Source organism: Streptomyces sp. NWU339, assembly GCF_003143855.1.
In the GTDB taxonomy this organism is placed as follows: domain Bacteria; phylum Actinomycetota; class Actinomycetes; order Streptomycetales; family Streptomycetaceae; genus Streptomyces.
On record NZ_QFRK01000002.1, the window covers coordinates 19,222 to 32,588 of the forward strand.

Consider the following 13,367-nt stretch of genomic DNA (forward strand, 5'->3'; position numbering starts at 1 on the left):
TCTTTATCCGAACACCTCCCGGATTTCACGACTCCCCCCTAATGTCTGCACGGTGACGTGACAGGCGTGCGCCATGTCAGCGATGCGCGCCGTCACGCGTCGGGGGATACGGGATCTGGGGGGATCTTCTTGCTCACGTCTGTGTTCATCTCTGTCGTTTCGCTGGCCTTGTTCTGGATGGCCGCGTTCACTCTGTGGTGGCAGATGCATGCCTGGCGCACGCCGGAAGTGCTGGCCTCCACCCGGTTCAGCAGTCCGGACGGCGGAGAGCACCGGTCCTTCTCGCTGCTGTTACCCGCCCGGCACGAGCAGGCGGTGCTCGACCACACCATCCAGCGGCTGCTGGAATCGAGCCACACCGACTTCGAGATCATCGTGATCGTCGGCCACGACGACCCGGAGACCGCCGCGGTCGCCGAGGCGGCGGCCGACCGCGACCCACGCGTCCGGGTCGTCGTCGACACGCACGAGAAGAAGAACAAGCCGAAGGCCATGAACACGGCGCTGCCGCACTGCCGCGGCGATGTCGTCGGGGTGTTCGACGCCGAGGACCAGGTCCACCCGGAGCTGCTCGCCCATGTCGACCACGCCTTCCGCTCCACGGGCGCGGACGTCGTCCAGGGCGGGGTGCAGCTGATCAACTTCCACTCCAGCTGGTACAGCCTGCGCAACTGCCTCGAGTACTTCTTCTGGTTCCGCTCGCGGCTCCATCTGCACGCGCAGAAAGGTTTCATTCCGCTGGGTGGCAACACCGTCTTCGTCCGCACCGACGTGCTGCGGGCTGCGGACGGCTGGGACCCCGACTGCCTCGCCGAGGACTGCGACCTCGGTGTCCGGCTCTCCAGCGCGGGCAAGCGGGTCGTCGTCGCGTACGACTCCGACATGGTGACCCGGGAGGAGACCCCCGGCTCACTGATGTCACTGCTGAAACAGCGCACCCGCTGGAACCAGGGCTTCCTCCAGGTGTACCGGAAGAAGGACTGGAAGCAACTGTCCACGTTCGGGCAGCGGCTGCTGGCCCGCTACACCCTGATGACGCCGTTCCTGCAGGCGTTCACCGGAATGATCATCCCGCTGAACGTGGCGATCGCGCTGTTCCTCGACGTGCCCGTCGGCATCGCCTTCGTCACCTTCCTGCCGGCCGTCACCGCCCTGGTCACCTTCGTGTTCGAGGTGGTCGGGCTGCACGACTTCGGCAAGCAGTACGGGCTCCGGGTCCGCTTCGTGCACTATCTCAAGCTCGTCGCCGGCGGCCCCTTCTACCAGGTGCTCCTCGCCGGCGCCGCGATCCGTGCCGTCTGGCGTGAGCAACGCGGTCGCAACGACTGGGAGTTGACCACGCATGTCGGCGCGCACCTCGCCACGGACGACGTGACCCGAGAGGACGTTCTCGCGTGACCTCCACCCTCCCCGCGGCGAACGCCGCGGAAGCGATGGCCGCTGCCCGAAGCCGGACCGCCGAGACCACCGAGACCACCGGGACGACCCCGAAGGGCCCCGCCCGGCGCGGCCCTGATCCCGGGGCCGGACCCACCCGCACCCGCCGGCGGACGGGACCGCTGAGCCGTCTGCGCTCCTCCCGCTCCGACCTCCTCCTGTGCGGTGTCCTCCTGGTGGCGATCCTCGTCGTCCAGTGCTGGAACATCGGCTCCTACCCGACCCTCAGCGACGACGAGGGCACCTATCTCGCCCAGGCCTGGGCCGTCCAGGAGGGCAGGGGCCTCGCCCACTACACCTACTGGTACGACCACCCGCCCCTCGGCTGGATCCAGCTCGCCGTGCTGACCTGGATCCCCGCGATGATCAGCCCCGAGTCGATGACCGTCGGCACCATGCGCGCCGTGATGCTGCTGGTCAGCGGTGTCAGCGCGGTCCTCGTCTACCTCCTCGGACGGCGGTTCGCGCTGCCTCGCTGGGCGGCCGGTCTCGGCATGGTCCTGTTCGGGCTGTCCCCGCTGTCGGTGGTGCTCCAGCGCGAGATCTTCCTCGACAACCTCGCGGTGATGTGGACGCTGCTCGCGTTCACCCTCGCCGCCTCCCCGAGCCGTCACCTCTGGCACCACTTCGGTGCCGGGATCGCCGCCGCCACGGCGGTGCTCACCAAGGAGACGATGCTCGTCGTCCTGCCCGCCCTGTTCGTCACCGCGTGGCGGCACAGCCACCGGGACACCCGCAAGTTCGCGCTGACCGGCGCCGTCACGGCCTGCGCGCTGATCGGGTTCTCCTATCCGCTGTTCGCCCTGCTCAAGGGCGAGCTGTTGCCGGGCGGCGGGCACGTCTCCCTGTGGGAGGGCGTCCAGTACCAGCTGACCAGACCCGGTTCGGGATTCATCCTCGACCAGGGCTCCGGCTCGTGGGACGTCCTGCAGTCCTGGCTGTACTACGACCGGGTGCTGCCGCTGGGCGGCCTGGCCGGCGCACTGCTGCTGCTCGCCACCTGGCGCTGGTCGGTCACCGCTCGCGCGCTCGCCGGACCGGCGCTCACCGTGGCGATCCTCGCCGCGCTCGCCCTGCGCCCGAGCGGCTATCTGCCCGCCATGTACGTGATCCAGGCGCTGCCGTTCCTCGCGCTCGTCCTCGCCGGCGGCACCGCGAGCGTCGCCCACGCCGTGCTGCGCCGATGGCGGTCCGCCACCGAGCGCCGGTCCGTCGGGTACGCCCGGTACGCGCTTGCCGTCGCCCTCGCCCTCGCCGCCTGCGCCCACGTCGTGCCCCGGTGGTACGACGGTGCCCGTACCGCCGTCACCGCCGACGCCAACGCCCCCTACGAGGCCGCGTCGCACTGGATGGCCACCGAGGTGGCCGACCCGGGCGGCACCCGGGTGCTGGTGGACGACGCGATGTGGCTGGACCTGGTGCACGCCGGGTACCGGCCGGGGCTCGGTGTCATCTGGTTCTACAAGGCCGACCTGGACCCGGCGGTGACGAAGACGATGCCGCGAGGTTGGCGGGACATCGACTACGTGGTCGCCTCGCCGACCGTACGGCGCGACGCGGTGGACCTGCCCAACGTCAAGGCGGCCATCGAGCACTCGGAGCCGGTCGCCGTGTTCGGCACGGGCGCGGACCGTATCGAGATCCGCCAGGTCGACACCACCGGAGGAACCCGATGAGCCATGATTCCACGGTCCCCGGCGAGCTGGAGGCCCCCGCCGTCGCCCCGGCCGCCGCGAGCGTGCCGGAGCCCGGCGCGGTCACGATCGTCGTACCGACGTTCAACGAGTCGGCGAACGTACGGCAGTTGCTGCGGTTGATCACCGAGTCGGTGCCGGCCCGGCTGCCCTGCGAGGTCCTCTTCGTGGACGACTCCACCGACGACACCCCTGACGTCGTCCGCGAGGCGGCCCGCGACTGCTCCTTCCCGGTGACCGTGCTGCACCGGGAGGAGGCGGTGGGCGGCCTCGGCGGTGCCGTGGTGGAGGGCATCCGAGCGGCCTCCTCGGACTGGGTCGTCGTCATGGACGGCGACTGCCAGCACCCGCCCTCCCTGGTGCCGGAGCTGGTGGCGACGGGGGAGCGGGAGCAGGCCCAACTGGTCGTCGCCTCCCGGTACATCGAGGGAGGCAGCCGAGCCGGGCTGGCCGGAAGCCACCGGGTGGCCGTCTCGCGCGGGGCGACCTGGCTGACCAAGTCCCTGTTCCCGCGGCGGCTGCGCGGCATCAGCGACCCGATGAGCGGCTTCTTCGCCGTCCGCCGCGGCGCCGTCACGGCCGACGTCCTCAAGCCCCTCGGCTACAAGATCCTCCTCGAACTGGCCGTCCGCAGCCGCCCCCGCACGGTCGGCGAGGTGCCGTTCGTCTTCCAGGACCGGTTCGCCGGCACGTCCAAGTCGACCGCCAGGGAAGGGCTGCGCTTCCTGCGGCACCTCGCCGGGCTGCGCATGGAGTCCTCGTCGGCCCGCATGATCGCCTTCGGGCTGATCGGGCTGACCGGCTTCGTGCCCAACCTGCTGGCGCTGTGGGCGCTGACCGGGGCGGGCCTGCACTATCTGCCGGCCGAGATCGTCGCCAACCAGTTCGGCGTGGCCTGGAACTTCCTGCTGATCGAGACACTGCTGTTCCGCGAGCGGCGGCGGCACCGCCACTGGGCCGACCGCACGGCACGGTTCGCGCTGCTGGCCAACGCCGATCTGCTGCTGCGGCTGCCGCTGATCGCACTCCTGGTCGGCCTGTTCGGGATGGCCGTCCTGCCGGCCACCGCGCTGGCCCTCGTCACCACCTTCGTCCTGCGCTTCGCCGCCACCGAGGCGCTGGTGTACCTGCCCCGGAAGAGACGCACCGCGAAGAGCCGCACCACAAGGCGCCATCAGGAAGAGAGCCGTACCGAAGAGAGCCGCACCGACGAGAGCCGCACCGCAAGGAGCACCGTATGAGAACGCACCGTACGAGAACACCTGCGCGATCCGGACGCCGTACCGCCCTGCTGGCCGTCGGCGCACTGACCACCGGTCTTCTCCTCACCGCCCCGCAGCCCGCCTCGGCCGCCAACCTGATCACGAACCCCGGGTTCGAGACCGCCGGCGCGGACGACATGCCGCACTGCTGGGAGAAGTCCGGCTGGGGCGACAACGACTTCTCCTTCACCACCACCTCCGACGCCCACTCCGGCGACAGGGCGATGAAGGTCGAGCTGACCCGCCGCACCGAGGGCGACCGCAAGGCGCTGATCACCGAGTCCGCCGAGTGCGCGCCGGTCGTGACGCCGGGAAAGCAGTACGACCTGGGCCTCTGGTACAAGACGACGACCCCGGACGCGTCCCTCACCCTGTTCCGGCACGACGAGACGGCCGGCTGGCAGTACTGGACGGACCTGAAGACGCTGGACATGCAGCCGTCCGTCTGGACCGAGGCCACCGTGCGCACCCCACAGGTCCCGGACGGCACCGACCGCATCTCCTGGGGCGTCTCCGTCTACGGCACCGGTGCGGCCACCACCGACGACTACACGATGGAGCAGGTCACCGACCCGGTCCCGGAACCGGGCTGCACCGGCACGGCCCGGGAGTGCGCCGACGGCACGTGGGAGGTGCTGCCCACGCAGACCCCGGTCCGCTCGATGCACTCCGTGGTGCTGCACAACGGCAAGGTGCTGCTGATCGCGGGCTCCGGCAACAGCGAGGAGCTGTTCGAGGCCGGCACCTTCACCAGCGCCGTCTACGACCCCGAGGACGGCACGTACGAGGTCATCCCCACGCCGGACGACATGTTCTGTGCCGGACACGTGCAGCTCCAGGACGGCCGGGTGCTGGTGATGAGCGGCAACAAGGGCTACCCGTCCGCCGACGGCGCGCTCGGCTACCAGGGCTACAAGGACTCGTACGTCTTCGACCCGGAGACCGAGACCTACACCAGGACCAACGACATGAACGACGGCCACTGGTACCCGTCGGCGACGATCCTCGGCAACGGTGACGTGGTCAGCTTCGGCGGTCTGCGCGAGGACTCCACCGGTTCGGTCACCGCCGAGCGCTGGTCCGACGCCGAGCAGCGGTGGCTGCCGACGAACCGGGTCAACCAGACCTGGTCGTACTGGGGCCTGTACCCGTCGATGATCCTGATGCAGGACGGGCGCCTGTTCTACTCGGGCAGCCATGTCTTCGGCAACAACATCCCGGGCACCGGCTCCGCGATCTACGACTACGACGCCAACACGATCACCGAGGTCCCGGGCCTGCAGAACAAGGACGAGCGGGACCAGTCGGCGAGTGTGCTGCTGCCCCCGGCGCAGGACCAGAAGGTGCTCACCCTGGGCGGCGGCAACATCGACTCCAACCCGGACGCGAACCGGCTGACCGACATCATCGACCTCAAGGAAAGGAGGCGAACCCCTCCTACGTCGCCGGGCCGCCGATCCCCCAGGGCACGGTCGACCGCGGTGACGGTCCGGTGCCGCAGACCGGTGACCAGGGCAAGATGTACGTCTCCGCGGTCCTGCTGCCCGACGGCAAGGTGCTGGAGACCGGCGGCGCGCTGCACAACCGGGCCGACCCGGTCTTCGAGACGTCGATCTTCGACCCGGCGTCGGAGACCTTCGACCCGGTGGCCGTCGACCCCCAGGCGCGCGGCTACCACTCCTCGGCGTTCCTGCTGCCCGACGGCCGGGTCATGACCACGGGCGACGACCCGGGCAACGGCAACTGGAACCACAACGTGTCGGTCTACAGCCCGCCCTACCTGTTCAAGGGCGAGCGGCCGGTGATCACCTCGCTGATCGACAGCGAGTGGACCTATGGCGACACCCAGCGGATCACCGTCGACCGGCCCATCGCCAAGGCCGAGCTGATCCGCCCGGCGGCCGTCACCCACTCCTCCGACCCGAACCAGCGGTTCGTGGACCTGCCCCTGTCCGTCGGCGGGGACGACGGGACCACCGTCGACCTGAACGTGACGAGCAATCCCGACCTGGCGCCGCCCGGCTGGTACATGCTGTTCGCGGTGGACGCCAATGGCGTGCCCTCGGTCGCCGAGTGGGTCCACCTCCAGGGCCCGGCGGCGCTGACCGCCAAGGACGCCGGCGCCCATGTGCACGACTTCGCCGGGGCCCCGGAGGGCAAGGTCACCGGGCCCGGGAGGAAGCGCGCCTCGGAGCCGGTCCCGCCGACCGTCTCGGGCTGCGACCGGCACTACGGCTCGGCCAACGTCTGCGTACCGACCGCCTTCCCGGCCGAGGTCGAGGCGACGACCGCCGCCCGCTGCGCCTGGTTGGAGCAGAACGACTACGGCAGGCTCGAGGTCAACGGCAAGGACGACCCGCTGCGGCTGGACGAGAACCGCGACGGCGTGGCCTGCGGCAAGGGCGACGTCCGGCGCGGCTGAACACGGGCCGCCCGGCCCGACCGGTGGAAGAGCCGGGTCGCCGAGGGGCGTTCAACGCTCCTGGGCGACCCGGCTCAGCGCGCGCTCCACGATCGCCTCCAGCTGGTCGTGGTGGGCGCCCCGCCAGTAGGCGCGGCCGCAGTCGGCGCACCGGGCGAACACCTCGTACGAGCGGTGCGTGCCGCTCTTCAGCTGGTCGGCGACCTCGTCCTTGGTGGCGGGGCCCAGCAGGCCGTTGCAGGCGGTGCAGCGGGTCCAGGGGCGCAGTTCGGGCTGGAAGCGGTCCAGTACGTAGGGGAGTTGCTCCTCGGGCCCGGTGCTGTAGACGAACGCGCCGGCCCACAGTTCCCGGCGGCGCAGCAGGCCGCGGTCGCGGCTGAGCATCACCCGCTGTTCGGCCGCCGAGCGGGCGGCCAGTGCCGGGTCGCCGATGTCCGTCGCCTCGTACGCGGTGTCCACGCCCAGCAGTCGCAGCCGGCGGGCCAGCGTGCCGAGGTGCACGTCGAGCAGGAAACGCAGCGGGGCGCCGGGCACCCGCTGGGGGAGCGCGACGGAGCGGACGGTCACCGACTCGCCGGCGGCCGGGGTGTGCGAGACGGGCACCTCGCGGCCGTCCACGAGCAGCGTGCCGACCTCGGTCAGCGGGACGCCGAGCGACTCGACGACGTGACCGAGGGTGGAGACGCCGTCGATGGCGGCCTTCGTGGCGCCGGTGGGGCGTGCCCGGGGCACGAAGACGAGCAGTTCGGGGGCGAACTCGACGTGGATCTCGGGACCGTTCACCTGCTCAGGATGTCATGAGCGCGGTGCGCGGCCCCGGGTTTTTCCGGGTGTTCCCGGCTCATCCGTGCTGGTAGGCCACGAGGGAGATGCCCACGTAGTGGGCGATGAAGGCGGCCAGGGTGAAGGAGTGGAAGACCTCGTGGAAGCCGAACCAGCGCGGTGACGGGTTGGGCTTCTGGATGCCGTAGACCACTCCGCCCGCGCTGTAGAGCACCCCGCCCACGATCACCAGGACCAGGACGGCGATGCCGCCGGTGCGCATGAAGTCGGGGAGGTAGAAGACGGCGACCCAGCCCATCGCGATGTAGCACGGGGTGTAGAGCCAGCGCGGGGCGCCCACCCAGAACACCCGGAAGGCGATCCCGGCGAGGGCGGCCGCCCAGATGCTCCACAGCAGCCACTGGCCCTTGGCCTCCGGCAGGAGCAGCAGGGTGAGCGGGGTGTAGGTGCCGGCGATGATCAGGAAGATGTTGGCGTGGTCGAGGCGGCGGAGCACGCCGTCCATGCGCGGACTCCAGTCGCCCCGGTGGTACAGGGCGCTCACGCCGAACAGCAGGCAGGCCGTCAGCGCGAAGACCGCGCAGGCGACGCGGCCCCGGGTCGAGTCGGCGAGGGCGACGAGCACCAGCCCGGCGATCAGGGCGGCGGGGAACATGCCCAGGTGCAGCCAGCCGCGCAGTTTGGGTTTGACCGGGTGCGGGAGGGAGGTCTCTACCGGACCGCGGCCTTCGGCCTGCGGGTCCGCGGGTGCGTCGGAGGCGAACGCTGTCATGACCGCATCGTACCTACGGAACCGTAAGTTGCGGAGCGGTGCGCCTGCTTGGCCGTGACGTGGTGGTCATCCTCTCACGCCGCACGGGAGTGACCGGTCGCGCAAAGGGCCCGCAAAGAACCCGCAAAGGGGCGGCCTGTCGCACGTCATGCGCACGCAACGTGAGCGTAAAGGGTCCCAGCGTACGTGCGCGGGCCCCCGGAGAGCGTGGTCAGCGTCACTTTGCTCACCTGTGCATCCCTCTGGACAGATGGGCACTCGCATCAGAGGATCAAATGAGTGCGGTCGGCACCGGATGAGCGCCGAACACCCACCGTGAAGCATCCGGGCCGCAGCCCCCACGGGGCCTCTCAACCGAAAACCCTCACTTAGGAGCAATCGTGGCGCGCGACATCGCGGCTCCCACCGTCCCCACCGACCACCAGGGACTGATTTCCTGGGTCAACGAGATCGCAGAGCTGACCCAGCCGGACCGTGTGGTCTGGTGCGACGGTTCCGAGGCTGAGTACGAGCGGCTGAGCGAGGAGCTCGTCGCCAAGGGCACGTTCCGCAAGCTCGACCCGATCAAGCGCCCCAACTCCTACTACGCCGCCTCCGACCCCAGCGACGTCGCCCGCGTCGAGGACCGCACCTTCATCTGCTCCGAGAAGGAGGAGGACGCCGGCCCCACCAACCACTGGAAGGCCCCCGGCGAGATGCGGGAGATCTTCACCGGTGAGAAGGGCGTCTTCCGCGGCTCCATGAAGGGCCGCACGATGTACGTCGTGCCCTTCTGCATGGGCCCCCTCGGCTCGCCGCTGTCCGCGATCGGCGTCGAGATCACCGACTCCGCGTACGTCGCCGTCTCCATGCGCACCATGACCCGCATGGGGCAGCCCGTCCTGGACGAGCTCGGCGACGACGGCTTCTTCGTCAAGGCCGTGCACTCGGTCGGCGCCCCCCTGGAACCCGGCCAGGAGGACGTCCCCTGGCCCTGCAACCAGACCAAGTACATCTCGCACTTCCCCGAGGACCGCGAGATCTGGTCCTACGGCTCCGGCTACGGCGGCAACGCCCTGCTCGGCAAGAAGTGCTACGCCCTGCGCATCGCCTCCGTCATGGCCCGCGACGAGGGCTGGCTCGCCGAGCACATGCTGATCCTCAAGCTGACCCCGCCGCAGGGTGAGTCGAAGTACGTGGCCGCCGCCTTCCCGAGCGCCTGCGGCAAGACCAACCTCGCCATGCTGGAGCCCACGATCTCCGGCTGGACCGTCGAGACGATCGGCGACGACATCGCCTGGATGCGGTTCGGTGAGGACGGCCGCCTCTACGCCATCAACCCCGAGGCCGGCTTCTTCGGCGTCGCGCCCGGCACCGGCGAGCACACCAACGCCAACGCGATGAAGACCCTGTGGGGCAACTCCGTCTTCACCAACGTCGCCCTCACCGACGACGGCGACGTGTGGTGGGAGGGCATGACCGAGGAGACCCCGGCCCACCTCACCGACTGGAAGGGCAATGACTGGACCCCCGAGTCCGGCACGCCCGCCGCCCACCCCAACGCCCGCTTCACCACGCCCGCCGCGCAGTGCCCGATCATCGCGCCCGAGTGGGAGGACCCCAAGGGCGTGCCGATCTCCGCGATCCTCTTCGGCGGGCGCCGCGCCACCGCCGTACCGCTGGTCACGGAGTCCTTCGACTGGAACCACGGCGTCTTCCTCGGCGCCAACGTGGCCTCCGAGAAGACCGCCGCAGCCGAGGGCAAGGTCGGCGAGCTGCGCCGCGACCCGTTCGCCATGCTGCCGTTCTGCGGCTACAACATGGGCGACTACATGGGCCACTGGGTCGACGTCGCCAAGGACAAGGACCAGTCCAAGCTGCCGAAGATCTACTACGTCAACTGGTTCCGCAAGAACGACGAGGGCAAGTTCGTCTGGCCCGGCTTCGGCGAGAACAGCCGCGTCCTGAAGTGGATCGTGGAGCGCCTGGAGGGCAAGGCGGACGGCGTCGAGACCCCGATCGGCGTCCTGCCGACCAAGGCGGCCCTCGACACGGACGGCCTCGAACTGGCCGACGCCGACCTGGACTTCCTGCTCAGCGTCGACAAGGAGGTGTGGCGCGAGGAGGCCGCGCTCGTCCCCGAGCACTTCAACACCTTCGGCGACCACACGCCCACCGAGCTGTGGGACCAGTACCGCGCCCTGGTGCAGCGCCTGGGCTGAGCCGCCCGGCACACAGACTCCGCGGCCGGTTGGGATGGGATGCCCTGACCAGCGATCGTCACGACCGGCCGCGGGACGGACAGGCGAGGCTCCGCACAACGGCGTGCGGGGCCCTGGGCCTGTCGTCACCCTCCCGCCCGCCCCGGCGGAACAGGGCGACGACAGGCCTTCGCCCATGCCACCACCCGGCCGGTCGGCACCGCCAGCCGACTACGACCCCCGGTACAGCCGCTCCAGGTCCACGAGCAGCACCTCGCCCCGGTCGGCGGCCGCCCGCAGTTCGGGGGCGAAGCCCGCCCCGCTGTAGCAGGCGGGTTTGGCATGGCGGGTGTCCACGCCCCGTGCGGTGAGCAACTCCAGGATGCGGCGCAGGCGCCGGAGGTGCCCGAGGTGCATGACCTTGTGCCATTTCGCCTCGCCCACGGACAGCAGGATGCCCTGGTCCTGGCCGATCGCACCGTGCACCACGACATCGGCCTCGAGGCTGGTGCGGCTCACCGGGTCGGCGACGGTTCCCGAGGCGACCTGGATCGGCATGCCCCCGAACGTCTCGGGGTCCGCGTGCCACTCGACCCACTCGCGGCACAGCCGCTCGAAGTGCGGGCCCACGACCTTGCTGAGAAACGTGGACCGGCTGTGCTCCCAGACCTTGGCGGCTCCTCGTCGACGGCTGAGGAGAGCCGTCTCGGGCCGTACCACCGCGTGGTGAAAACTGATCAGCGGCTCTGCGACGTGGTACGTGGTGCGGTTGCCGCGGAAGGCGTCGGGCTCGGCGGTCAGCAGACCGCAGTTCCGCAGCACGGTCAGGGGCAGCGAGATGTCCGTGGCCTTGCGGCCCACCGCGCTCGCGATGCCGCCACTGGTGCGGTTGCCGCCCGCCACCGCGGCCAGGACCGAGTGGTACAGCGACCGGTCGCGCAGGTCCGGTTCGGCGGCGAGCAGGTACGGCGCCTCGCCGTGGATCGGGCGCGCCGGGTTGAGCACGGTCCGACAGACCCAGGCGTCGAAGTCGTCGGGACCGTCCGGTACGTCGTCATCGACGAACTCCCGCCGGTACGCGGGGGTCCCGCCGACGATCGCGTGGACGAGGACCGCCAGCCGGGGATCGTCGATGCCCCAGAACTCGGCGGCCTCCCGGAAGCCGAGCGAATGCACCACGAGGTCGAGACCGGCACGGCCGTAGAGCGGGGAGGCACCGGAGAGCAGGCCGCCCATGAACGACATCGCGCTGCCGCACAGCAGGATCCGGGGACGCTCCTTGCGGTGGCGCTCGGAACGTACGCCGATGGCTGCCTGCAACTGGGACGGGAGGGCGGGGGCGTTCCGCACCAGGTACGGGAACTCGTCGATCACCACCGGCAGCGGCCGCTCCTTCGCCAACCCGAAGAGCATCTCCAGCGCCTCGTCCCAGTTCGCCGGCCGAGGGGGGACGGCGGTCCCGGTGAAGCGCGCGACCGCTTCGCCCAGCAGGTGCAGCGACTCGGCGGCCGACGCCTCGACCGCGGCGTAGTAGAAGCCTTCGGTGGCATCGGCCAGCGCCTGCAGCAGGAAGCTCTTCCCCTGTCGGCGACGGCCCGACACCACGCCGAGCCGGGGCCCTGCGCCCTCACCGGTCGCGAAGGCGGTCAGCTCGCTCCACTCCCACTCGCGGTCGAACATGTCCGGCGGTCTCGGCAGGCTGCGTGCTGGGGTCCGGGTCATTCGGCCCTCCCTGGCCCTGGAGGCGTACCTCTCTTAGAGGCATACCTCTTAGAAGTACACCTCTAAAAACGAGACGAACCGGCCCGGGTTACTCCATCAGGCGCACGAAGGCCGCCGCCTGCGGGCGGGGCAGCGGGATCCAGCCGGGGTGAAGAGGGGGGTGCCTCATCGTCGCGGTCGAGCCCGGTTTCTCCGTCGTGACCATGGAGCGGGGCGCATCCTTCTGGAGCCTCAAAGTCTCCGGCGATGCGGGAGAGGTCGAGATCCGGACGGAGGCCGACGACTTCACGATGCGGTGTACAGCTCCTCATCCGCTCCGGGTGCTCTGCAGAGCGCCGTCGGCGCTGTCGCGACGCTCACGCACCGCGATGCGGGCCAGCTTCGTCAGCATCATGCCGTTGCGGATCGAGACGAGGTAGTCCACGGGGAGCCCGTGCATCCGGATGCCGGGGCCCCGCAGGGGATGCCATTCGAGAAGGAAAAGAGTGCTCTCGCCCCAGGGGATCAGGTTCATGGCGATGCGGGCCGCACCGAAGGGATCTGCCTTCGCCTCCAGCTCCAGACGGCGTTGCGGCTCGCAGATGCGTACGACACAGGTGTCGCCGAGGACCAGAGGGCCGACGCCGACCCGGACCTGCAGGCGGGCGCCCACTTCCGGCCAGTGCGGGTCCGCGGCGGTGACCTGCTGCGTTCCCGAGACCCATTCCCCGTAGCGCCGACCGTCGGACAGCAGGTCCCAGACCCTGGACGGCGAGCTCAGGATCAACCGGCGGTTCCGGGCCACACCGACCACGCTCCTTCTCTCCGTTGGAACCGGCGCCCATGACCACGCTGCCAGGCGGGGAACGCCTCATCGACTGCTCAGCGCGTTCCTCGACACTAGCCGCGCCGTACACCTCCGGCACCCGCGACAGTGGCCAGGCCCGGCACCCGCACGGCATCGAGCACGACCGGTTCACCAGGCACGATCACAGTCCTGACCGGCGCTGCCCCTCCAGCCGGTACAGAGTGGTGCGCTCGTCCGACCAGGTGACGGCAGTGACCGTCAGATGGCTGGTGCGGATCGACTCCGTCCTCGGCCGATCCTGAGGAGGA

The 13,367-nt window shown here is 70.3% G+C and carries 9 protein-coding genes and 1 pseudogene; 6 read left to right on the forward strand and 4 right to left on the reverse strand.

Annotated features, from left to right (window positions below):
- The first annotated feature begins 129 nt into the window (after positions 1-129).
- From DIZ27_RS03055 to DIZ27_RS03070, 4 genes and pseudogenes are all read left to right on the forward strand, one after another.
- Positions 130-1,398, forward strand: coding sequence for a glycosyltransferase (locus tag DIZ27_RS03055; RefSeq protein WP_109376706.1), 1,269 nt, complete (start codon positions 130-132; stop codon positions 1,396-1,398).
- A complete protein-coding gene (locus DIZ27_RS03060) occupies positions 1,395-3,113 on the forward strand; it encodes an ArnT family glycosyltransferase (protein WP_375231926.1) in 1,719 nt (572 codons plus the stop codon). Before DIZ27_RS03055 ends, DIZ27_RS03060 begins: the two co-directional genes overlap by 4 nt.
- Positions 3,110-4,372, forward strand: a complete 1,263-nt coding sequence (locus DIZ27_RS03065; RefSeq protein WP_109376707.1) for a glycosyltransferase — start codon at positions 3,110-3,112, stop codon at positions 4,370-4,372. The genes DIZ27_RS03060 and DIZ27_RS03065 overlap by 4 nt, the downstream gene beginning before the upstream one ends.
- Positions 4,369-6,815 (forward strand): annotated as a pseudogene (locus DIZ27_RS03070) (galactose oxidase-like domain-containing protein). The gene DIZ27_RS03065 and the pseudogene DIZ27_RS03070 overlap by 4 nt, the downstream one beginning before the upstream one ends.
- 51 nt (positions 6,816-6,866) lie before the next feature.
- Here DIZ27_RS03070 and DIZ27_RS03075 read toward each other — a convergent pair.
- Complete coding sequence (locus tag DIZ27_RS03075) at positions 6,867-7,598, reverse strand: Mut7-C RNAse domain-containing protein (RefSeq protein WP_109376708.1); 732 nt, start codon at positions 7,596-7,598, stop codon at positions 6,867-6,869.
- Positions 7,599-7,656: 58 nt separating this feature from the next.
- Positions 7,657-8,370: a hemolysin III family protein gene (locus tag DIZ27_RS03080; RefSeq protein WP_109376709.1), complete on the reverse strand. Its 714-nt coding sequence runs from the start codon at positions 8,368-8,370 to the stop codon at positions 7,657-7,659.
- A 380-nt stretch (positions 8,371-8,750) separates the two neighbouring features.
- Here DIZ27_RS03080 and DIZ27_RS03085 point away from each other — a divergent pair, with 380 nt between their 5' ends.
- Positions 8,751-10,571, forward strand: coding sequence for a phosphoenolpyruvate carboxykinase (GTP) (locus tag DIZ27_RS03085; RefSeq protein ID WP_109376710.1), 1,821 nt, complete (start codon positions 8,751-8,753; stop codon positions 10,569-10,571).
- A gap of 210 nt (positions 10,572-10,781) precedes the next feature.
- Here the strand turns inward: DIZ27_RS03085 and DIZ27_RS03090 are convergent, their stop codons facing one another.
- Both DIZ27_RS03090 and DIZ27_RS03100 read right to left on the reverse strand, forming a co-directional pair.
- On the reverse strand, positions 10,782-12,272 hold the full coding sequence (locus DIZ27_RS03090; RefSeq protein WP_258308207.1) for an ATP-binding protein: 1,491 nt from the start codon (positions 12,270-12,272) through the stop codon (positions 10,782-10,784).
- A 307-nt stretch (positions 12,273-12,579) separates the two neighbouring features.
- Entirely contained in the window at positions 12,580-13,056 is a 477-nt protein-coding gene (locus DIZ27_RS03100; protein ID WP_109377000.1) for an SRPBCC family protein, read from the reverse strand.
- Positions 13,057-13,094: 38 nt separating this feature from the next.
- Between DIZ27_RS03100 and DIZ27_RS03105 the strand changes: the two genes are divergently transcribed.
- Positions 13,095-13,361, forward strand: a complete 267-nt coding sequence (locus tag DIZ27_RS03105) for a hypothetical protein (RefSeq protein ID WP_109376712.1) — start codon at positions 13,095-13,097, stop codon at positions 13,359-13,361.
- Positions 13,362-13,367: the final 6 nt, after the last annotated feature.

What these genes read in the sequence shown, in the direction of transcription:
- DIZ27_RS03065 (WP_109376707.1), top strand. Translation starts at nt 3,110, where the DNA reads ATGAGCCATGATTCCACGGTCCCCGGCGAGCTGGAGGCCCCCGCCGTC.
- DIZ27_RS03080 (WP_109376709.1), bottom strand. Translation starts at nt 8,370, where the DNA reads ATGACAGCGTTCGCCTCCGACGCACCCGCGGACCCGCAGGCCGAAGGC.
- DIZ27_RS03090 (WP_258308207.1), bottom strand. Translation starts at nt 12,272, where the DNA reads ATGACCCGGACCCCAGCACGCAGCCTGCCGAGACCGCCGGACATGTTC.
- DIZ27_RS03105 (WP_109376712.1), top strand. Translation starts at nt 13,095, where the DNA reads ATGACCACGCTGCCAGGCGGGGAACGCCTCATCGACTGCTCAGCGCGT.